Here is a 21,571-nt window from a genome sequence, read left to right on the forward strand (position 1 = left end):
CAATGAAACTCGGATACTGCACCATCACCTGGGGCGGGGTCGTCGGGCACCCGGTCGGGGTGACAAGCGTCAAGGACCTCTTCTACATGACCCACGGGTCTATGGACCGGGCCGTGAAGGACATCGCTGCGGTCGGCTACGAGGGCGTGGAGATGTTCGACGGCAACCTCGCCGAGTACGCCGACCGGCCCGAGGAACTCCGCGGCCTCCTCCAGGAGGCGGGCGTCTCGCTCGTGAGCGTCTACACCGGAGCGAACTTCATCTACGCCGACATCCTGCCCGACGAGCTGGACCGCATCCAGCGGTCCGCCGAACTGGCGGCCATGTTCGGAGCTGAACGCCTCGTCGTCGGCGGCGGCGCGCGGCGCGCCGCGGGAACCAGGGACGAGGACTACCAGCGCCTCGGCGAAGCCCTCGACCGGGTCGCCGACATCGCCGAAGGATTCGGCCTCTCCGCCAGCTACCACCCGCACCTCACCACCATCGTCGAAGGCCCGGACGAGCTCGAGCGCCTCATGTCGCTCACCAGGATCGGCTTCTGCCCGGACACCGCGCATCTGGCCGCCGGCGGTGCCGACCCCGCGGCCATGATCCGCAAATACCCCGAGCGCCTCCGCCATGTGCACCTGAAAGACCTCCGAAGGGACCCGTTCACGTTCCTGCCCCTCGGTGAAGGCGAGCTCGACCTCCCGGACATCGTCCAGGCCGTCAAGGAGAGCGGCTACGACAGCTGGCTCATGGTCGAGCTCGACGAGTACGACGGAGACCCCCGCGCCGCCGCCGAGATCAGCAAGAAGTACTTGGACTCCCTCCTCCATTCCTGACCCCCATCGAATAGGAACACGTCATGAAGAATCTCAACGTCGGCCTCATCGGAGGCGGCTTCATGGGCAAGGCCCATTCGCTCGCATACTCGGCGATGCCCATGTTCTTCTGGCCGGCCCCGGCCATGCCTGTCCGCAAGACGATCGCCGAGGCGAATGAAGGCCTCGCTGCGGAGGCCGCCCGGCGCTTCGGCTTCGAGCAGTCGACCTCGGACTGGCGCCAGATCATCGAGGACCCAGAGATCGACGTCGTCGATATCGCGACGCCGAACCACCTCCACGCCGAGATCGCGATCGCCGCAGCCCAGGCGGGCAAGCACATCATCTGCGAGAAGCCTCTCGCCCGCACCGGCGAGGAGTCCAAGGCGATGTACGACGCGGTCAAGGACGCCGGCATCGTGCACATGGTGGCCTTCAACTACCGCCGCACCCCCGCCGTGGCCCTGGCCAAGAAGTACATCGAGGAGGGCGCTATCGGCCGCATCCTCAACTTCCGCGGCACCTACCTGCAGGACTGGAGCGCCGACCCCAATTCCCCGCTGTCGTGGCGCTTCCAGAAGTCCGTAGCCGGCTCCGGGGCGCTGGGCGACATCGCGACGCACGTCATCGACATGGCCCGCTACCTCGTGGGCGAGTTCGCCTCCGTCAACTCGATCCTCTCGACCTGGATCCCTGACCGACCTCTGCAGTCCGGCGGCGCGGACGCGCTCGGGAACGTTCTGGGAGGCGACGGGCCGAGGGGCGACGTGGACGTCGACGACGAGGTCATGACTATGGTCCGCTTCGCCAACGGGGCCGTCGGCTCCATCGAGGCCACCCGCAACGGCTGGGGGCGGAACAACTTCATCACGTTCGAAATCCACGGCACCGAGGGCAGCATCGTCTTCAACTACGAACGCCGGGACGAACTCCAGGTCTGCTTCGCGAACGACGGCGACGACCGCCGCGGCTTCCGGACCGTCTACACCGGGCCCGCCCACCCCTATGGAGAGGGCCTGTGGCCGATTCCGGCGCTGGGCATCGGCTATGGCGAAACCAAGATCATCGAGGCGCACGACTTCTTCAAGGCCATCGCCGAGGGCACCAGCGTGAGCCCGAACTTCGGGGATGGCTACCAGACCGCACTAATCGACGACGCGATCATCGCATCCGCCGAGAAGGAAGCTTGGGTCGACGTCCCCCTAGTGGCCGAGCTCGCGGACTAGGCCGAACACAGGGGCGGGGGCGGTGCCAGGAGCACCGCCCCCGCCCCATCCCTTCAGGAGAGAACATGACCACCGGTTCCACACCTACAGCAGAGCAGCAGGCACAGCAGATCCGTGAAGTATGGCTCCTGCCCGTCTTCACGCCCAGACCCGACTGTGCCGCGGAACTCAGCGCCGCCCTCCGCGAGCTCCAGCAGGAGAGCCGCCAGGACCAAGGCTCCATCGAGTACAGCGTGTACGCCGTCGATGGGCGGTTCATCCTCATCGAGGGCTGGGACAGCCAGACCGACCTCGAACGCCACAACGAGCAGGCCCACGTCCAGGAATTCGTTGCCCTTTCTGCACGCCTGCTCGCCAAGCCGTTCACCGTCACACCGATCACCCGCGTGGGCTGAAGCCCCGACCTAGGAGAGATCACATGCCCCGTCCGTTCACCCTGTTCACCGGCCAGTGGGCCGACCTCAAGCTCGAGGAGGTCGCCGAGCTCGCGGCCGGCTGGGGCTACGACGGCCTCGAGATCGCCGTCTCCGGCGAGCACCTCGACGCCGCCCGCTGGGACGAGCCCGCCTACATCGCCGAACGCCTCAGCATCCTCGACAGGCACGGCCTGGCGCTGTTCGCGATCTCGAACCACCTCAAGGGCCAGGCCGTCTGCGACGACCCGATCGACTTCCGCCACCAGGCGATCGTGGGCTCCGCCGTGTGGGGCGACGGCGACCCCGAGGGCGTCCGCACGCGCGCCGCCGAGGAGCTCAAGGACACCGCCCGCCTGGCCAGGGCCCTCGGGGTCAGGACCGTCGTCGGGTTCACCGGATCGGGCATCTGGCAGTACGTGGCCATGTTCCCGCCCGTGCCCGCCTCCGTCATCGACGCCGGCTACCAGGACTTCGCCGACCGCTGGAACCCCATCCTGGACGTCTTCGACGAGTGCGGGGTCCGGTTCGCCCACGAGGTCCACCCCTCCGAGATCGCCTACGACTACTGGTCCACGAAGCGCGCGCTCGAGGCAATCGGACACCGGCCCGCGTTCGGCCTGAACTGGGACCCCTCCCACATGATGTGGCAGGGACTCGATCCGGTCGCGTTCATCACCGACTTCGCCGAGAGGATCTACCACGTGGACTGCAAGGACACCCGCATCCGCATGGGCAACGGCCGCGCCGGCATCCTCTCCTCCCACCTGCCCTGGGGCGACCCGCACCGCGGCTGGGACTTCGTCTCCGCCGGGCGCGGCGACGTCCCCTGGGAGGACTGCTTCCGCGCCCTGACCGCGATCGGCTACGACGGGCCCATCTCCGTCGAATGGGAGGACGCCGGCATGGACCGCCTCGTGGGCGCCCCCGAAGCCCTCGCCGCCCTGAAGAAGTTCGACTTCGCCCCCGCCACCGCCTCCTTCGACGCCGCCTTCAGCAACCAAGACTGACCTCGGAGGGGTGACGACTCGGACAAGGTGCGGGGAGAAGGATGCTGACGCGTGTGGATGACTGGTCCAAGCTATGCGGACAGACGATCGAGTTGCGCCTGCATGGCAGGACCGTTTGCACCGGCGTCGTTGGGGAGATCTCGGCGACCGGAACGGTTCTGCGGGTCCAGCCATTCACTGGGATCCGCAGGGTCTTCTACAAGCGCGACTCTTACGAGGCATGGGCCGACTGGCGCCCAGTTTCATGAAGCTCAACCAGACTTACCGCCCGCATATGTGGGGGCTTTCCTGCCGCCTATTGGCAGAGTGCCCATCGGCAGATCACTCATGGGCGCCGGTAGGTTCAGTCCCGGATTCGATGGTTCCTGAGACAGACAACTGGGATTCTTGGGGCGATGCGGATTCCAAGGGTGTGGATCGCAGCGCTATATGGCGTGGTTCTGGGATCGCTAAGTGGCGGTCCGGCTGCCCGTTTGGGGATGCCTCACCGGGGCTGCCCCTTATGGAGCAGCAACGGTGGACATATAGGAGTCGAACGCCTGGGGGCTCTTGAGCGCTGAGAACGGGAGCCTCGACAGGTTTGGGTGGTCCGTGGCCCGCAGATGATTAAGGGCGGCGATAGCGGCTCTCTTGTTCCAACGAACGGCACGCAGCCCCGGAAGCGCAACTCCGAATAGGATCACCAGGACACCCAGGACGGCCAGGACGGCCAAGGACAGTCGAAGAGGGCCGCCGACAGGACCGAGTCCCGAGGGGTCGACCATAGACGCCACCGACAGGATGACCGTGACGGCGGCCGAGGCTAACTGGACCAGCCGGGGCATGCACGCCTCTTATCAGCTTCGCTGTCGCCTCATCGCCCACTCTCGGTACCCAGTTACCCCGGATACGACTGTCGATCTTCAGCACGTATCGCGCTCATCCCATGACCCGCACCCACGACGAACCCATATCGCGCCGACCGGTTCGGCCCGTCCCGCGGAAAGCGGAATGTTATAGCCTCGATTCACCTGCAACTCCACCGGCGTTCAGCGGGAAGCCTAGTCGCCAGACAGCAGGCAGTCCCCTCAGAGATTGCTTGGAGACTCGCCTTCTGGTTCGCAACCGCACGACGCTGTCGGTGAGCCGGTCCGTGATGGCACCTTCGGCGCTGCGCGGCGCGGTCCCGTTGTCCCAGGCATGCGGCGGAGCGTACACCCGGATCGATGAAATGAACGATGGCGGTGCGCCAGCCGACTGTTCTGCAAAGCTACAGCTTTCCGAGACGCTGGCGCGGTCCCGCACAGACCTGTCTCAGGGGCAGACCGCCTCTGGACCCCCGGTGTCTCAGAAAGGTGCCTCGACGGAATCTGCCTCCCCAAGCGACTCAAGAAAGAAGGTGCCGCACGGCCAGGAGGGGCGGTTCACCGGCGCGGGAGCCGTGCTAGTCACGCGCACAGCGCCAGCCCGCGCGCATGACCTGCCCCGGAGGTCCACTGCCAGATCCAGGTGCCGTCCGTAGTCAGATGAGGTCCACCGGCCTCGTTCCCAGCAGAGAGCTTTGGCAAAGGCCGGGCCGGATGAACCCAGAGATGATTGACAGCGCCGGTGCTGTCGCCGGGGGCTGCACCGCGCCATACATGCGGAGGAAATGGATCGGGGGCGGCGAGTTCGTGGCGCAGCCGGGCTTCTATTTGAGACAACTGAAGAGGGTGGCACGGCCAACGCCGATGGTCACCTTGCCGACGTCAAGACCGCCGAGGACCTCGACCTCCCGCTCTCGGCCCTCACAGAGCGGGCAGGCGACGGGCAGCGCGCCCCGGAGCTGCACCCTGTGGAGAAACGACCTTTGGAACGCGCCAGCTTCATCAGTTCCGCAGCCCAACGTCCTAGAGTGATCTTTGGTCCGTTCGGTATTTGGGGGTTGATGGAATGGCGCGGCGTCGCGGGTTCCTTGCAGAGATTCAGCATCAGCAGCGGTTGGCCCAGCAGCGGGAGAGCGCGGCCCAGCGTGCTGCAGCGGCCGCGCAGGTCCGGGTGGAGCGGGCGCGGGCTGCGGCTGCTCGGGCGGCTGCAGCTGCGGAGCGTGCATCTGAGGCCGAGCGCAAGCGGCTCGCGAAGGAGGCCCTAGCGGCTCACGTCGAGGCCATGCAGGCTGAGGTCGAGAGGCTCAACGCGGGCCTGGCCGGCGAGTACGCGCAGATCGACGGGATCCTGGCCGCCACCCTGGAGTCGGACGACTGGGTTGACCTGCAGTTGCTCAAGAGGTCGGTGCAGCACCCGCCGTTCCCGCACCCCGAGCTGGAACGCCCGAACCCTGCCCCTGGACCCATCGAAGTTCCTCCGGCACCGATCCGGCGTGAACCCCAGCCTCCATCGGGGCTGTTCGGGCGGAAGAAGAAGCTCGAGACTGCCAAGCAGCAGGCTCAGGCCGAGTACCAGCAGGCCATGCAGGACTGGATGGCGTACCGTGACTCGATCCCCGCACAGGAAGCCGCGCTCAAGGCCACACACGCCGCCTTCGAGCAGAAGAGGCTCAAGCAGCTCAAGGCTGAGACCTCCCGCTATGAGGCGGACTGCAGGGAACGTGAGAACGAGGTCGCCGAACACAACGCCTCCATCGACGATCTCGAGGCCGGTCTCGGCTACGGGGCAGCTGACGCGGTGGAGGAATACGTCGGCATCGTCCTGGCGAACTCGCTCTACCCGGACCACTTCCCGGTCCAGCACGAGGCCCAGTTCGACCCCGCCACGGCCGAGCTGATGCTCACGGTCGCCGTGCCGGCACCAAACCGCGTCCGGACGGTGAAGGCCTACAGGTACGTGAAGGCCAGCGACGAGATCACCGAGGCCCAGCTGTCCAAGACGGAAGCAGGAAACCGGTACGCCTCCGCGCTGCACCAGGTCGCGATCAGGTCCCTGCACGAGATCTTCGAGTCCGACCGTCAGGGGATCATCCAAGCGATCTCCCTGCAGGTCGGCCCCCAGACCAAGGACCCCGCGACAGGACGCAGCACCTTCATTCCGCTCGTCGCCGTGACCTCGCCCCGGGAGACGTTTCTGGAATTCGACCTCTCTGGCGTGGTCCCTTCCGCCACGCTGCAGCACCTCGGGGCGGCTGTGTCGAAGAGCCCCGCGACGCTTGTCGCGGTGGATCCCGCCGGCGTGCGCAGATCGTGAGTACGGGCAGGCTGCGGTTCAACCCCGCTCCCGGGTGGCCTCCCGCCCGTGCGGGCTGGACGCCCCCTGCGGGGTGGAAGCCGCCCAGCTCCTGGCCAGCACCGCCCCCGGGCTGGCAGCTCTGGGTCCCAGAGGGAGAGGCCGCCGAGGGCGCAACCGCCGAGGCTCCCTCTGCCACGCCTGATCCGAAGCCCGGGCCTGAGCCCGTTCTGGAAGCACCACAGGCTGCCAAGCCCACCGCTCCTGAGGACGGGCAGCCGCTGGCGAGACTTGAAGCGCTCGAGGTCGAGAACGCCAGGCTCCGCCGGCTGCTCGAGGATGCTGTGGTGGGGGCTGGAGGGGTCCTCCAGCTCGATGACCAGAAGTTGCTTCAAGAGGTCGGCATCTACCGCTATCACCACCCCCTCGAGAATGCCGCGGCGTACCTCCAACGACTCCAAGACGTCGAATCCCGCACCGCAGCGCTGATCCGCGACGGCCACGCAATCGAGACGTCGAATATGTTCACCTTCGACAACTCCTTGGCCAAGGGTCGGAAGATGTCCGCCGACCTGGCCAAGCTGATGCTCCGTGCCTACAACGCCGAATCCGACAACAGCATCCGCACATTGAAGGCCGGCAACGTCCTGACTGCCAAGCGAAGGATCGAGGCCTCTCGCACCGCGATCGCCCGCCTGGGAGCGATGATGCAGATGCGCATCAGCGACGCCTACCACTCCCTCCGCATCGAGGAGATCGAGCTCACGGCCGACTGGCTGATGATGAAGCAGGAGGAGAAGGAGCGGGAGCGGGAAGAACGAGCTCGGCTCCGTGAGGAAAGACGCGTAGAGAGGGAGCTCGCCGAGGAACGGGCCCGACTCGACAAGGAACGCGCGCTGCTCCTGCAGACCCTCGAGACCCTCAACGCCGCCGGGACCACCAACCCAGATCTCATCCAGCGGCTCGCCGACATCGACAAGGCGATCGCCGATAACGACTACCGTGCGGCCAACATCCGCGCGGGCTATGTCTACGTGATCTCCAACCGGGGGGCCTTCGGCATGGGAGTGGTGAAGATCGGTCTGACCCGCCGGCTTGACCCCGCCGATCGCGTCAGTGAGCTCAGCGGAGCCTCCGTCCCGTTCCGCTTCGACATCCACACCATCTACTTCTCCGAAGACGCCGTCACCCTCGAAGCCGAACTCCACCGCCACTTCGCAGACCGCGCACTCAACCAGGCCAACCTCAGGAAGGAGTTCTTCTTTGCCACACCCGCCGAGGTACGTGACGTCCTGACGAGCAAGGTCGGCAATCTCCTCGAATTCACCGAAGAGGCAGAGGCAACCGAGTACTTTCAATCCCTTGGCTCGTGGCCCACCGAGCGTCATGGCCTAGACGTGCCACTACAGACCGATGACGGCCGCCTCTCGTTCGAAAGATCACACGACTAGTTCCCGCGCGCACGGACACACCGTGCCGTGCTCTCAGCAGTAGGCGACGTAGCCCGCCTCGCGTTCGGCTCGCCGTCTCTCCCGTCCACTCCCCAGACTGTGTCCGCCAAACCGGGAACGGTCCAGAGCGCGACGTAGGCTGCTGACCGTGAGCTACCCGATTGGCGAGCCGCACGACGCGGGGATGATGGCGACAGGCGACGGGCACCGGGTCTACTGGGAGGCCTACGGCAGCCCCGACGGCAAACCCGCGCTCGTGCTCCACGGCGGCCCGGGCTCGGGCGCCAGCCCGTGGTGGCGGCAGTTCTTCGACCCTTCCCGCTACCGGGTGGTGATGTTCGACCAACGGGGATGCGGCCGCAGCACGCCCAATGCCCGCGACGACCTCGCGGCCCTCGAGAACAACACGACGGCGCATCTCATCGCGGACATCGAGGCCCTGCGGGACCTCTTGGGAATCGACAGATGGCTCCTGTTCGGCGCTTCCTGGGGATCCACCCTCGGGCTCAGCTACGCCGTCCAGCACCCCGACCGCGTCTCCGAGCTGGTGCTCTGGGCGCTCGTGACGACCCGTGCCAGAGAGGTCCACTGGCTCACCCACGTCATGGGCGAGATCTACCCGAAGGAGTTCGACGAACTCCTCAGCGTGATCCCGCCTGAGTTGCGCAGCGGCAATATCCCCATGGCCCTGAGCGGACTGCTGCGTTCCCCTGACGCAGAAGTGCGCGATCGGGCCGCTCGGGCATGGTGCGCCTGGGAAGACCGCATCGCGACCCTCTCGGGTCCCGTCGTTCCGAGCCGGGAATGGCAGGAGCCCTCTGCGCGCCTTGGTTTCGCTCGGCTTGTGACCCACTACTTCGGCCATCACGCATTCCAGGCCGACGACGCCATCACGGCAAACCTCGATCGCATCAGAGGCATCCCCGCGTACTTCCTGCGCGGGCGGCTCGACATCGCCTCGCCCCTGCGGCCGGCCTACGAGATCGCGCAACACCTGCCCAAGGCCACGCTGGAGATCGTCGAGGCCGATGCCCACGGAGCGTGGGACGACACGCTCGAGCGCCTGGTCAGGGTGTTCGACACGCTCGGGAACGCAACGACCCCCTGAAACCGCGCCGCCCCAGCCGCCCACGCGCCGTCGTGCGTCAGCCCCCGAAGGCGAGCATCGCGGCGAGGCTCGCCATGAGCACGGCGACGAACCCATCGAGAAAGCGCCACGCGGCGGGCCGTGCGAAGAACCCGCTCAGGGACCGCGCGCCGTACCCGAGGAGCGGGAACCAGAGCGCGCTCGCCGTCACGGCACCGAACCCGAAGGCCCAGCGGCCGTCGCCCTGGGCATTCGCGAGCGAGCCGAGCAGCACGAGCGTGTCGAGGTACACGTGCGGGTTGAGCCACGTGAGCGCGAGGACGGTGGCGACGGCGGCCCACACCGTCCCGTTGCCGCGCCCCTCGGCGGCGCGCAGCGAGCCGGGGCGGAGGGCGCGCTTGGCCGCGAAGAACCCGTACGTCACGAGGAACGCCACGCCGACCCACCGCACCACCTGCAGCAGCATGGGCGCGCTCTGCACCGCCGCGCCGATCCCCGCGACACCCGAGAAGATGAGCGCCGCGTCGCTGGCCGCGCACACGAGCACCACGGGCAGGATCCACTCGCGCTTGATGCCCTGCCGGAGCACATAGGCGTTCTGCGCCCCGATCGCGATGATGAGGCCGAGGCTCGCGCCGAGGCCGGCGAGGTAGGAGAGGATCATCCTTCGACGGTACGGACCTCGGATATGAAGATCAACTAACGATATCTGAATCTACATTAGTATCTCTTCATGGACTTGGAGCAGTTGCGGGCGCTCGCCGCCGTCGTGGACGAGGAGACGTTCGAGGCCGCGGCCGACGCCCTGCGCATCACGCCGTCCGCTGTGAGCCAGCGGATCAAGGCACTCGAGCGCTCAGTGCGCAGCGTGCTCGTCCGACGCCTCAAGCCGGTGGTGCCGACCCCGGCGGGGGAGCGGCTCCTGCGCTCGGCCCGCCAGCTGCTCCTGCTCGCCGACGAGGCGCTCCTCGCCCTCCGCTTCGACCAGGCGCACGACGCCGCCGGGCCGGGTTCCGGGGGCGGCCTCGCCGAGCGGCTGCGCGTGCCCATCGTGGCCAACGCTGACTCGATCGCCACGTGGCTCCCGCCCGCGATCCGCGAGGTCGCGCTGGGAGGGCGGATCGCCGTCGAGCTCCTCCGCGACGACGAGCACGCGACGGCGGACCTCCTCCGCTCCGGCGACGCCGTCGGTGCCGTGACCGCGGACCCGCGGCCCGTGCAGGGGTGCAGCGTGCGGCCGCTGGGAACGATGGTGTACCGGGCCAAGGCGTCGGCGGCGTTCGTCCAGCGGTGGTTCCCCGGCGGGGCGACGGCAGAGGCGCTCGCGATGGCGCCTGTCATGCAGTACGACCGCAAGGACTCCCACCAGCTCGCGCTCCTCGCCCGGGTCGCGCCCGAGGCGACGCCGCCGCAGCACTTCATCCCGGACTCGGTCCAGTACGTCGAGGCCGTGCAGGCCGGACTCGGGTGGGGCATGGTGCCGGACCAGCAGGACCCGGACGGGCTGCTGGTCGAGCTGGACCCGGCGTGGAGCGAGGACCTCGGGCTCTACTGGCAGTCCTGGACGCTCGACTCGCCGGGCCTCGACGAGGTGAGTGCCGCCGTCGTGCGCGCCGCGCGGGTGCTGAGGTAGTCACGCGAAGGGCAGCACGAGCTTGGCGTAGCGCTCCTTCATGGCCTCGAGCGTCGCGTCGTTGTCGCCGTCCCAGATCTCCTGGTTGAAGATCTCCACTTCGATGAGCCCGGCGTAGCCGGCCTCTCTGACCCACGTGGTGATGGTCGGGAAGTCGATCACGCCGTCGCCCATCATGCCCCGGGAGAGCAGGGCATCCGCGGCGATCGGCAGGTTGAAGTCGCACACCTGGTAGGAGGCCAGACGCCCCACACGGCCGGCCCGCGCGATCTGCTCGCGCAGCTGCGGGTCCCACCACACGTGGAACGTGTCCACGGCGACGCCGACGTCGGACGGCGCGAACGGCTCCGCGAGGTCCAGCGCCTGCCCGAGCGTGGAGACGAGCGCCCGGTCCGCGGCATACATGGGGTGCAGCGGCTCGAGGACGAGCCGGACGCCGTACTCGTGGGCGAACGGTGCGAGCTCCCCGAGCCGGTCCGCGATCCGCTGGCGCGCCGCGACGACGTCCTTCGATCCGCCCGTGAGCCCACCCACCACGAGGTAGAGGTCCCGCGTGCCCAGCGCCTCCGCTTCGCGCACCGCGGCGCGGTTGTCGGCGAGGGCGGCGGCCTGCCCCTCGGCGTCGGCCGCCGTCAGGAAGCCGCCGCGGCACAGCGAGGACACCTCGAGCCCGGCGGCCCGGATCATCGCGGCGGCCTCGGAGAGCCCGGCCTCGTGGACGCGGTCCCGCCACGGCCCGATCGCGCCGATCCCGGCCCGGACGCAGCCGTCCACGGCCTCGCGCAGAGTCCACTTCTTGGTGGTGGCGGTGTTGAGCGAGAGCCGCTCGGCGCCGGGGGCTACCCCGCCCCCGCCCACGCCGCCCTTGGTCACTGGGGGACTCCGTTCACGTCGAGGAAGGCGGACATGCGCCGCGCGGCGAGGTCGGGATCGAGTAGGAGCCCTGCGGCGTCGGCTAGCTCGAACACCCTCACGAGATGCGGCACGCTGCGCCCGGACTGCAGCCCGCCCACCATCTGGAACCCGGCCCGATGCCCGTTGAGCCACGCCAGGAACGCAACCCCGGTCTTGTAGTAGAACGTCGGCGCGCTGAAGATGTGCAACCCGAGCTCGCGGGTCGAGTCGAGGATGCTCCTCGCGGCGGCGGGGTCGCCGGAGTCGTACGCCTGCACGGCCGCGGACGCCGCGGGGTAGATCGCCGCGAAGATCCCCAGCAGCGCGTCGGAGTGCTGCGAGCCGTCGCCGTCGATGAGCTCGGGATAGTTGAAGTCGTCGCCGGTGTAGAGCCGGACGCCCGCGGGAAGCGCCGCGCGCAGCGCCTTCTCGTGCTCGGCGTCCAAAAGCGAGACCTTGACCCCGTCCACCTTGGCGGCCAGCCCGCGCACGAGTTCGAGGAACGTCTCGGTGGCCTCCGCAACGCTGTCCGAGCCCCAGTAGCCGGCGAGGGCCGGATCGAACATCGGGCCGAGCCAGTGCAGGATCACCGGTTCGCGCGCCTCCTCGATCAACGTGCGGTAGACGCGCAGGTAGTCCGCGGGCCCGGCAGCGGCCTTCGCGAGGGCCCGCGACGCCATGAGGATCACCTTCGGCCCCGCCTCCTCGACGACGGCGAGCTGCTCCCGGTACGCCTCCAGGGCGCGTTCGACGCCGGCTGGCCCGGCAGGAACCTCCGTGACGTCGAGCTGGTCGGTACCGGCCCCACACGCGACAAGGTCGCGCACCGGGAGCCCGGCCACCGCCGGAACGGTGCCCGCCGCGGCAACGGCCGCGGCCTCCGCCCCGACACGCCGGATGAGCTCCCGCGTCGCGGCCCAGTCCAGGCCCATGCCGCGCTGCGCAGTGTCCATGGCGTCCGCGACGCCGAGCCCGTAGGACCACAGCTCGTGCCGGAACGCGAGCGTGGCCTCCCAGTCGATTTCCGCCGGCGCCCCGGGGGTGTTGTTCCCCATGGCCGTCGGGATCACGTGCGCCGCCGCGTACACCTTCCGCGCGGCGAACGGCGCCTCGGGGCGGGCCCACACCCGAGCCGGGGCGAGCTCGTGGAGGCGAGTGCCGCCGTCGTGCGTGGGAAGCACGACGGCGGGCGCACGCCCCGGCGGCTCCGTCACCTGCGCGTGCCGCGCGGCCTGCGCGGGCGCGCTCACAGCTCGATCTCCGGGACGTCCACGGTGCGGCGCTCGTCGTTGGAGCGCAGGCCGAGCTCGGCGAGCTGCACACCGCGCGCGGCGGAGAGCAGGCCGTAGCGGTGCTCGCGCCCGGCGAGGACGTCGCGCAGGAACTCCTCCCACTGCAGCCTGAAGCCGTTGTCGAGGTCGCCGTTCGCGGGGACGTCGAGCCACTGCTCGCGGAACGGCTCGGTGACGGGCAGGTCCGGGTTCCACACGGGCTTGGGGGTGTGGGCGCGCTGCTGGGCGACGCACTTGCGCAGGCCGGCGACCGCGGAGCCGTGCGTGCCGTCCACCTGGAACTCGACGAGCTCGTCGCGGTACACGCGCACGGCCCACGAGGAGTTGATCTGGCCCACCACCGGGTCCCCGCCGGGGGTCTCGAGCTCGAAGATGCCGTACGCGGCGTCGTCGGCGGTGGCCTCGTACTCGTTGCCCTGTTCGTCCCAGCGCGCCGGGATATGGGTGGCGGTGAGGGCGTTGACGCTCTTGACCGTGCCGATGATCCCCTCGAGGACGTAGTTCCAGTGGCAGAACATGTCCGTGGTCATGCCGCCGCCGTCCTGCTTGCGGTAGTTCCACGACGGGCGCTGCGCGGCCTGCACGTCCCCCTCGAAGACCCAGTAGCCGAACTCGCCGCGGATCGAGAGGATGCGGCCGAAGAATCCCTCGTCGACGAGGCGGCGCAGCTTCACGAGGCCGGGGAGGTACAGCTTGTCATGCACCACGCCCGCGGTCACCCCGGCGTCCCTGCCGATCCGCGCGAGCTCCACGGCCTCCTCGAGCGTCTCCGCCGTGGGCTTCTCGGTGAAGACGTGCTTGCCGGCGCGCATCGCCTTGCGCAGCGTCTCGGCCCGCAGGCTAGTCATGGAGGCGTCGAAGACGATGTCCACGCTCGGGTCGTCGATGAGGGCGTCGAGGTCCGTGGACCATTCGGCGACCTTGTGCTCCTCGGCGATCTCGCGCAGCTTCGCCTCGTTGCGGCCCACGAGAATCGGCTCCACCTGGATGCGGGTGCCGTCCGCGAGGAGGATGCCGCCGGCATCGCGGATCGGGAGGATGGAGCGCAGCAGGTGCTGGCGGTAGCCCATTCGGCCGGTGATGCCGTTCATGGCGATCCGCAGGGTCTTCGGCTCGGGGTTCGCGGTCAAGGCCGCCTCCTTCGGTGGTCATTCAAACGCTGATGGAAAGCGCATTCCGATATCCACTATGGCGCGCGCCACGCCGATTGGCAAGCGCATTCCAATCATCGTGCTGGGATGCCATAATCGGCTGTAGTCCACCACTGGGAGGTTCCATGGCCGCCGTGAGGCTCAGCGACGTCGCACGACAGGCGGGGGTCTCGCCGGCCACGGCGTCCCGCGTGCTCAACGGCTCCGCCCGTACGCCCGCCGCGGAGATCGCCGAACGGGTGCGCGCGGTCGCCGCCGACCTCGGCTACATCCCCAACGCCCAGGCGCAGTCGCTTGCCCGCTCGAGCTCGGGCCTGATCGGGCTCGTGGTCCATGACATCGCCGACCCCTACTTCTCCTCCATTGCCCGCGGCGTCCAGGCCGCGGCGCGCGAGGCGGGCAAGACCCTCCTGCTCATCAGCACCGAGACACCGGCGGAGGAGCGCGTCGCCGTCGAGGCCTTGGCCTCCCGGCGCGCCGACGCGATCGTCATCGCGGGCTCCCGCTCCTGCCAGCCCGAGCACGGCGACGACAACGACGCCCTCGCTCACGCGGCCGCGCGCTACGAGGAGAACGGTGGCACGCTCGTCATGATCGGCTCGCCGCTGATTCCGCAGACGCACGACGGCGAGGGCGCACCCGCCGCGCCCGGTCCGCCCGACGCCGCGGGAGCCTCGGAGACGATGCTGCTCGCGATCCCCAACGGGCCGCTCGCCGCAGACCTCGCCCGTGCGCTGGTCGGGGCCGGCTGGTCGCGGTTCGCCGTGGTCGCGGGCCCGGGCGGCCTCCAGACCTCGGACCTTCGGCTCGATGGATTCCAGCGCGGCCTGCGTGACGCGGGCGTCGCGGAGGCCACGGTGCTGCGCGCGGCGTTCAACCGGGGCGGCGGCTACGGGGCGGGGGAGGAGCTCGAGGCGCTCGCGCGGCAGAAGGGCGATCCGCTGTGCGTCTTCGCCGTCAACGACCGCATGGCCATGGGTGCCGTCGCGGGCCTGCGCGCACGGGGACTGGGTGCGCCCGCGGATTACGGCATCGCGGGCTTCGACGACATCGACACGCTCGCAGACTTCGTTCCCGAGCTCACCACCGTGCACCTCGACCTCGAACAGATCGGACACGACGCCGCGTCGGCGGCACTCGGCGCCGGAACCGATGGCGCAGACCTCCTGCCGGCCGAGGGGCGGGTGGTCCTGCGGGCGAGCACAGCCCGCTGAGCGCGGGCGCCGAGTCCCCTTACCGGAACTCGCCAGCCGCGAACACGAGCGCGAGTGCCGCATTGACGGCGGCTGCGCGTCGCCGCTTCGGGTCGAGGGCCGCGACCGCGGCCATGGTGAGGGCGTGGACCGCGTCGACGGCACCGCCGAGCCGGTGCATCCCCGCTCCGGCTCGGGCGGTCACGAGTGCCTGGGCCAGATGCCGAGCGCCGAGGATCCTCACCACCGTGCGCGCCCGGGCATCGGGCACGCTCCCGAGGAGCAGCCGCTCGACTGCCCCGGGCGCGAGGAGCTCGGTGGCGCCGTAGGCCGCACGGACTAGCTCGAGCGGGCTCACCGCGTGCCGTTCCGGACGAGTGCAGTGGCCGCAACCACGGCCCCCGCGAGGAGCACGCCCGCACCGGCTACCACGCGGTGGTGCTGGGAGGCGTAGAGCTGGGCGCTGCGTGGGGAGGCCTTATCGTCGAAGATTCCCCGGGTTCCGAAGTCCCGAGCGCGGTCGGCGGGCTCCCACAGGTTGGCAGGCTGATCGGGATCGCGGGGGTCCGGAGTCTGCTGGGCCGAGAAGCCCGTCTTGGCCAGATAGCGGTCGAGCACACCGGGCATGACCGCGTTCGCGATGAGCGTCGCCGCCGTGCTCCCGCCGACCCAGTACTCCCGGCGCCCGGGGTGCGCCGCCGCGTGGACGACGGCGCGGGCCGCCACCTCGGGCTGGTAGATAGGCGGCACGGGCTGGGCCTGACGCGGCAGCCTCGAGAGAACCCACGAGAACTGCGGGGTGTTCACGGCGGGCATCTGGACCATCGTGGTCCGGATGCCGCTCTTCTCATGCAGGAGCTCGGTGCGGAGCGCCTCGTTGAAGCCCTGGATCGCGTGCTTGGCCCCGCAGTACGCCGTCTGGAGAGGGATGCCGCGGTAGGCGAGGGCAGAGCCGACCTGCACGATCGTGCCCCGGTTGCGGGACCGCATGCGCCGGAGGGCGGACATCGTCCCGTAGACGAACCCCAGGTAGCTGACCTCGGTCACGCGCTTGAACTCCTCCGGGGTGATGTCCTCGAAGCGCGAGAACACCGAGGTGAAGGCGACGTTGACCCAGACGTCGATGGGGCCGAGCTCCCGTTCCACCCGCTCCGCCGCGGCCTCGACGGCGTCGGCGTCCGCGACGTCGACCGGGACGGCGAGGGCCTGTCCGCCTGCCGCCTCGACCTCCGCGGCGGCCCCTGCGAGGCCATCCTCGCCCCGCGCGAGGAGGGCGACGGCGTCCCCCTCCCGCCCGAAGCCGATGGCCGACGCTCGGCCGATTCCTCCGCTCGCCCCGGTGACGACGACGACCCGACGTGCTGTTCCCATGTGGACTGCTCCTTGGCTCTCGCAGGGACTGATGGCTTTCGGCAGCAAGGGTTTCGTACCCGCGACGCCGCGCGTGAAACACCGCCGTCCGGCCGCGCATTGGACTGGGCGATGCGATCGCCGATCCATTGCGCCGACGGGACGGCCGCCCTAGCCTGCAGGGATGATGTCCCGCGACGCAGAGGATTTCCCGCCGTACGTCCTGCGCGAGTACGCCGTGCTCGCCGATGGACGGCGCGGGGCCCTTCTGGGACCCCGTGGGGACATCGTGTGGATGTGCGCGCCCGCATGGCACGACGACGCGGTCTTCTCGTCCCTCCTGGGAGGACCGGGCTGTTTCGCCGTGACGCCCGCCGATCCCAGGTTCGTGTGGGGCGGCCAGTATGAGGACGGAACGCTCATCTGGGTCAGCCGGTGGATCACGGGCAGCGGCACCATCGAGTGCCGGGAGGCGCTGGCCCACCCCGGCGATCCGCACCGGGCCGTCCTCCTGCGAAGGGTCAGGGCGGTCGACGGGCCGGCGGAGGTGCGTGTCGTCGTCGACGTCCGGGCGGGCTTCGGACGCCACCGCATGACGAGCCTCCACGAGGACGACGGCGGGCGCTGGACGGCGCGCAGCGGCCCCGTGAGGATCAGGCTCACCGGCGCACGCGACCCTGAGACGGCAGGCGGCGCGCTCGAGTTCACCCTCCGGCTTCCGGAAGGCCACTACCACGACCTCGTCCTCGAGGTCTCCGATATCGGGCTCCCCGACCCCGTCCAGCCTGACGAGGCCTGGCTCGCGACCGAGCATGCCTGGGACCGCGACGTTCCGCGGTTCGCGGACACGATCGCGCCCGACGACGCGCGGCAGTCCTACGCCGTCCTCCGCGGGCTCACCGGTGGTGGGGGTGCCATGGTTGCGGCCGCGACGATGGGCCTGCCGGAGCGGGCGGAGCAGAACCGGAACTACGACTACCGCTACGCGTGGATACGGGATCAGTGCTTCGCTGGCCTCGCCGTGGCCTCATGCGGCGAGTTCCCGCTCTTGGACGACGCGGTCCGTTTCGTCGCAGCGAGGCTCCTCGACGACGGGCCGAAGATGCGTCCCGCCTACACGGTCGACGGCGGGCGGGTCCCCGACGAGCACGACGTCGGCCTGCCGGGGTATCCGGGAGGATCGGGTACGGCGGGCAACTGGGTCAACGGGCAGTTCCAGCTCGACGCGTTCGGCGAGGCCCTCCTGCTGTTCGCCGCCGCGGCCGAGCACGACCGGCTCGACCTCGAGCACTGGAGGGCTGCGGAGATCGCGGTCGAGGCCATTGCCGAGCGGCACGGCGAGCCTGACGCGGGCATCTGGGAACTCCCGCCGGAGCACTGGGCGCACTCGCGGCTCATCTGCGCCGCCGGGCTGCGGTCCCTCGGCCGCTACGCTCCGGCCCACCAAGGGGCCGCCTGGACCTCACGCGCCGATCAGCTCATCGCGGACGTGGCCAAGGACTGCCTCCACCCGAGCGGGCGATGGCAGCGCTCCCCGGACGACGAGCGGGTCGACGCGGCGCTCCTGCGGCCCGTGCTGCGCGGCGCGCTCACTCCGCAGGATCCCCGCTCAGTGGCCACGCTCGCCGCGATCCGCGGGGACCTTGCAGGGGACGGGTATCTCTACCGCTTCCGGCAGGACGAGCGGCCCCTCGGCCGATCCGAGGGCGCTTTCCTCCTGTGCGGGTTCGATCTGGCCATGACGCTCCACGAGAGCGGTGACGCCGTCGAGGCCGCCCGCTGGTTCGAGCGCAACCGCGCGGCCTGCGGGAGTCCGGGGATGTTCACCGAGGAGTACGACGTCGAGCAGCGGCAGCTGCGCGGGAACTTCCCGCAGGCCTTCGTCCACGCCGCGATGATCGAGACCGCACGCCGGTTGGCCGGCGAGCCCGGCCGAGGGGTGTACTGACAGGGACTCCCAGAGCCCGAGCGCCCGCCGTAGGCTCGACGACGCAGTGCACGACACACCACCCAAGGAGACACCCTTTTGCTGACTGTCAACGCCTACGCAGCCTCGTCCTCCGATGCTCCCCTGGAGCCGGTGACCATCACCCGGCGTGATCTGGGCCCGAAGGACGTGCTGATCGAGATCAAGTACTCCGGGATCTGCCATTCCGACATCCACACCGTCCGCGGGGAGTGGGGCCCGATCAAGCACCCGCTCGTCGTCGGGCACGAGATCGCGGGGATCGTCGCCGAGGTCGGCGCGGACGTGAGCCGGCACGCCGTCGGCGACCGGGTCGGCGTCGGCTGCATGGTCAACTCCTGCCGCGAGTGCGAGAACTGCCTCGCCAGCGAGGAGCAGTACTGCCTCAACGGCAACACCGGGACCTACGGCAGTGTCGATGCGGACGGCACCATCACCCAGGGCGGCTACTCGACGCACGTGGTCGTGGACGAGGACTTCGTGCTCCGCATCCCCGAGGCTCTCGATCTCGCAACGGCGGCGCCGCTCCTGTGCGCCGGGATCACGACCTACTCGCCGCTGCGCCACTGGGAGGCCGGTCCCGGGAAGAAGGTTGCCGTGGTCGGCGTCGGCGGACTGGGCCACATGGCGGTCAAGCTCGCCCACGCGATGGGCGCGGAGGTCACCGCGCTCTCCCGGAGCCTGTCGAAGAAGGACGACGCCCTGCGCCTCGGCGCGGACCACTACTTCGCGACCGGCGACCCGGAGACGTTCGAGAAGCTCAAGAGCAGCTTCGACCTGATCGTCAACACCGTCTCGGCCCCGATCGACCTCGGCGCGCACCTCGGGCTCCTGCGCCGCAACGGCACGATGGTCAACGTGGGCGCCCCGGCGGAGCCTTTGCCCCTCAGGGTGTTCACGCTGTTCAGCAACCGGCGCTCGTTCGCCGGTTCGGGGATCGGCGGCATCCGCGAGACTCAGGAGATGCTCGACTTCTGCGCCGAGCACGGGGTCAGCCCCGATACCGAGCTCATCGATGCCTCCTACATCAACGAGGCGTGGAAGCGGGTCCTCTCCTCGGACGTGCGGTACCGGTTCGTCATCGACGCGGCCACGTTCGCGTAGGCCGTGAGCCGGATCCTGATCACCGGCTCTGCGGACGGACTGGGCCGGGCCGCCGGCGAGGCGCTGCTCTCTGCGGGACACGACGTCGTGCTGCATGCGAGGAACTCGGGGCGGGCGGCGAGCTTGGCGCCTCTCGTCGATCGCGGTGCGCACGTCGTCGTGGCGGACCTCGGAGAGCGCGACGACGTGCTGGGGCTGGCGGACCAGCTGGCCGAGGGTGCCCCGCTCGACGCGGTGATCCACAACGCGGGGGTGTGGAGCGGGACGGCCGTGATGCCGGTGAACGTCGTGGCCCCCTACCTGCTCACGGCCCTGCTGCCGGCACCGCGTCGCCTCGTCTACCTCAGCAGCGGCTCGCATTTCGGCGGGCACCCTTCGCTCGCTGGGGTCGACTGGCGCGGCACGAGGGCTGGGTCGTACTCGGACAGCAAGCTCTTCCTGACCGCACTCGCGGCCGCGGTGGCGCGCCTGCGTCCGGCGGTGCTGAGCAACGCCGTCGACCCCGGGTGGGTGCCCACGAAGATGGGCGGCCCCCACGCCCCGGACGACCTGGAGCTCGGCCACCGCACCCAGGAGTGGCTCGCGACGAGCGACGACCCGGAAGCGCAGACCACCGGCGGGTACTGGTACCACCAGAGCAGGCGCGATCCTCATCCCGCGGTCCACGACGAGGCCTTCCAGGAGCAGCTGCTGCGGGCCTTGGCCGAGGAAACGGGGATCGCGCTCGCCGATGCGGGATGACACGGAGACTCCGCGTCTAGGCTGGACCGAGCACTACGAGCGAAGGGATTCCCATGTCTTACACCGCCGCAGATGACCGTTACGACCGGATGGAGTACCGCTTCACGGGCAGGAGCGGGCTCAAGCTCCCCGCGCTGTCCTTGGGCCTCTGGCAGAACTTCGGAACCGACCGGTCAGAGGTGACCCAGCGCGCCATCCTGCAGCGGGCGTTCGACCGCGGCGTGACCCATTTCGACCTCGCCAACAACTACGGCCCCCCGTATGGCCGGGCCGAGGAGAATATGGGCCGCTACCTGCGCGAGGACTTCGCGGCGTACCGCGACGAGCTCATCATCTCGACCAAGGCCGGCTGGGACATGTGGCCCGGTCCGTACGGCCAGGGTGGCGGGTCGCGGAAATACGTGCTCGCGAGCCTCGACCAGTCGCTCAGGCGGCTCGGCCTCGACTACGTGGACATCTTCTACAGCCACCGCTTCGATCCGGATACTCCGGTCGAGGAGACGATGATGGCCCTCGACACGGCCGTCCGCTCGGGGCGTGCGCTGTATGTGGGGATCTCGTCCTACTCGGCTGCGAAGACGCGCGAGGCGGCCGAGATCGCTCGCGACCTCGGGACGCCGCTGCTCATCCACCAGCCGTCCTACTCGATGCTCAACCGGTGGATCGAGGCAGACCTGCTCGACGAACTCGACGCGCAGGGGATGGGGTGTATCGTCTTCACGGCGCTCGCGCAGGGCGTGCTGACCGACCGCTACCTCAACGGGATCCCCGAGGACTCGCGGGCGGCGCGGTCCGGCTCCACGATCAAGTCCGACCACCTCGACGAGCGCACGCTCGCGCACGTTCGGCGGCTCAACGAGATCGCCGAGGCGCGCGGGCAGAAGCTCGCCCAGCTCGCCCTCCAGTGGGCGCTCCGCGATCCTCGCGTCACGTCCGCGGTCATCGGAGCCTCCTCGGTCGAGCAGCTCGACACGAACCTCGACGCGCTCGCGGGCCCGCCTCTCACCGCGGAGGAGCTCAACCTCATCGACCGCGACGCCGTCGAGGCGGGGGTCAACCTCTGGGCGAAGCAGACGGAGGAGTAGGAGGGCGGCTGGCCTGACCTTCTCGTCAGTGCGT

At 69.5% G+C, this 21,571-nt stretch carries 19 protein-coding genes; 13 read left to right on the forward strand and 6 right to left on the reverse strand.

Annotation, left to right across the window (positions count from 1 at the left end):
• The first annotated feature begins 2 nt into the window (after positions 1 to 2).
• The 7 genes from AB5L97_RS00405 (at position 3) to pip (ending at position 9,149) form a co-directional block, all read left to right on the forward strand.
• On the forward strand, positions 3 to 824 hold the full coding sequence (locus AB5L97_RS00405; RefSeq protein WP_369046041.1) for a sugar phosphate isomerase/epimerase family protein: 822 nt from the start codon (positions 3 to 5) through the stop codon (positions 822 to 824).
• Positions 825 to 847: 23 nt separating this feature from the next.
• A complete protein-coding gene (locus AB5L97_RS00410) occupies positions 848 to 2,029 on the forward strand; it encodes a Gfo/Idh/MocA family protein (RefSeq protein WP_369046042.1) in 1,182 nt (393 codons plus the stop codon).
• 65 nt (positions 2,030 to 2,094) lie between these two features.
• Positions 2,095 to 2,424, forward strand: coding sequence for a putative quinol monooxygenase (locus AB5L97_RS00415; RefSeq protein WP_307958105.1), 330 nt, complete (start codon positions 2,095 to 2,097; stop codon positions 2,422 to 2,424).
• Between the two features lie 23 nt (positions 2,425 to 2,447).
• Positions 2,448 to 3,452, forward strand: a complete 1,005-nt coding sequence (locus AB5L97_RS00420) for a sugar phosphate isomerase/epimerase family protein (RefSeq protein ID WP_369046043.1) — start codon at positions 2,448 to 2,450, stop codon at positions 3,450 to 3,452.
• A gap of 1,911 nt (positions 3,453 to 5,363) precedes the next feature.
• Positions 5,364 to 6,611, forward strand: a complete 1,248-nt coding sequence (locus AB5L97_RS00425; RefSeq protein ID WP_369046044.1) for a hypothetical protein — start codon at positions 5,364 to 5,366, stop codon at positions 6,609 to 6,611.
• The gene (locus tag AB5L97_RS00430) at positions 6,608 to 8,041 is read left to right on the forward strand and encodes a DUF4041 domain-containing protein (RefSeq protein WP_369046045.1); all 1,434 of its coding nucleotides are present in this window, start codon (positions 6,608 to 6,610) and stop codon (positions 8,039 to 8,041) included. The genes AB5L97_RS00425 and AB5L97_RS00430 overlap by 4 nt, the downstream gene beginning before the upstream one ends.
• 148 nt (positions 8,042 to 8,189) lie before the next feature.
• Positions 8,190 to 9,149: a prolyl aminopeptidase gene (pip, locus tag AB5L97_RS00435; RefSeq protein ID WP_369046046.1), complete on the forward strand. Its 960-nt coding sequence runs from the start codon at positions 8,190 to 8,192 to the stop codon at positions 9,147 to 9,149.
• Between the two features lie 37 nt (positions 9,150 to 9,186).
• On the opposite strand, the gene AB5L97_RS00440 is transcribed toward pip, so the two are convergent.
• Positions 9,187 to 9,792, reverse strand: a complete 606-nt coding sequence (locus AB5L97_RS00440) for a LysE/ArgO family amino acid transporter (protein ID WP_369046047.1) — start codon at positions 9,790 to 9,792, stop codon at positions 9,187 to 9,189.
• 69 nt (positions 9,793 to 9,861) lie between these two features.
• Between AB5L97_RS00440 and AB5L97_RS00445 the strand changes: the two genes are divergently transcribed.
• Positions 9,862 to 10,761 carry a LysR family transcriptional regulator ArgP gene (locus tag AB5L97_RS00445; RefSeq protein WP_369046048.1) on the forward strand — a complete coding sequence of 300 codons (900 nt, stop codon included), beginning with the start codon at positions 9,862 to 9,864 and terminating at the stop codon, positions 10,759 to 10,761.
• On the opposite strand, the gene AB5L97_RS00450 is transcribed toward AB5L97_RS00445, so the two are convergent.
• From AB5L97_RS00450 to AB5L97_RS00460, 3 genes are read right to left on the reverse strand one after another with little or no spacing between them, the layout of a single operon-like run.
• The gene (locus tag AB5L97_RS00450; protein ID WP_369046049.1) at positions 10,762 to 11,634 is read right to left on the reverse strand and encodes a sugar phosphate isomerase/epimerase family protein; all 873 of its coding nucleotides are present in this window, start codon (positions 11,632 to 11,634) and stop codon (positions 10,762 to 10,764) included.
• Complete coding sequence (locus AB5L97_RS00455) at positions 11,631 to 12,869, reverse strand: dihydrodipicolinate synthase family protein (protein WP_369047486.1); 1,239 nt, start codon at positions 12,867 to 12,869, stop codon at positions 11,631 to 11,633. The genes AB5L97_RS00450 and AB5L97_RS00455 overlap by 4 nt, the downstream gene beginning before the upstream one ends.
• 32 nt (positions 12,870 to 12,901) lie before the next feature.
• The gene (locus tag AB5L97_RS00460; RefSeq protein ID WP_369047487.1) at positions 12,902 to 14,038 is read right to left on the reverse strand and encodes a Gfo/Idh/MocA family protein; all 1,137 of its coding nucleotides are present in this window, start codon (positions 14,036 to 14,038) and stop codon (positions 12,902 to 12,904) included.
• 185 nt (positions 14,039 to 14,223) lie between these two features.
• Here AB5L97_RS00460 and AB5L97_RS00465 point away from each other — a divergent pair, with 185 nt between their 5' ends.
• On the forward strand, positions 14,224 to 15,312 hold the full coding sequence (locus tag AB5L97_RS00465; protein WP_369046050.1) for a LacI family DNA-binding transcriptional regulator: 1,089 nt from the start codon (positions 14,224 to 14,226) through the stop codon (positions 15,310 to 15,312).
• A 19-nt stretch (positions 15,313 to 15,331) separates the two neighbouring features.
• On the opposite strand, the gene AB5L97_RS00470 is transcribed toward AB5L97_RS00465, so the two are convergent.
• Positions 15,332 to 15,649 (reverse strand): hypothetical protein, encoded by a 318-nt coding sequence (locus AB5L97_RS00470; RefSeq protein WP_369046051.1) that lies wholly within the window; start codon positions 15,647 to 15,649, stop codon positions 15,332 to 15,334.
• Positions 15,646 to 16,662, reverse strand: a complete 1,017-nt coding sequence (locus AB5L97_RS00475) for an SDR family oxidoreductase (RefSeq protein WP_307958115.1) — start codon at positions 16,660 to 16,662, stop codon at positions 15,646 to 15,648. Before AB5L97_RS00475 ends, AB5L97_RS00470 begins: the two co-directional genes overlap by 4 nt.
• A gap of 163 nt (positions 16,663 to 16,825) precedes the next feature.
• Between AB5L97_RS00475 and AB5L97_RS00480 the strand changes: the two genes are divergently transcribed.
• From AB5L97_RS00480 to mgrA, 4 genes are all read left to right on the forward strand, one after another.
• Complete coding sequence (locus tag AB5L97_RS00480; RefSeq protein ID WP_369046052.1) at positions 16,826 to 18,589, forward strand: glycoside hydrolase family 15 protein; 1,764 nt, start codon at positions 16,826 to 16,828, stop codon at positions 18,587 to 18,589.
• Between the two features lie 78 nt (positions 18,590 to 18,667).
• A complete protein-coding gene (locus AB5L97_RS00485; protein WP_369046053.1) occupies positions 18,668 to 19,711 on the forward strand; it encodes an NAD(P)-dependent alcohol dehydrogenase in 1,044 nt (347 codons plus the stop codon).
• 3 nt (positions 19,712 to 19,714) lie between these two features.
• Positions 19,715 to 20,452 (forward strand): SDR family NAD(P)-dependent oxidoreductase, encoded by a 738-nt coding sequence (locus tag AB5L97_RS00490; RefSeq protein WP_369046054.1) that lies wholly within the window; start codon positions 19,715 to 19,717, stop codon positions 20,450 to 20,452.
• 53 nt (positions 20,453 to 20,505) lie between these two features.
• Complete coding sequence (gene mgrA / locus AB5L97_RS00495; RefSeq protein WP_307958119.1) at positions 20,506 to 21,537, forward strand: L-glyceraldehyde 3-phosphate reductase; 1,032 nt, start codon at positions 20,506 to 20,508, stop codon at positions 21,535 to 21,537.
• Positions 21,538 to 21,571: the final 34 nt, after the last annotated feature.

Source organism: Sinomonas sp. P10A9 (assembly GCF_041022165.1).
GTDB classification, from domain to species: domain Bacteria; phylum Actinomycetota; class Actinomycetes; order Actinomycetales; family Micrococcaceae; genus Sinomonas; species Sinomonas puerhi.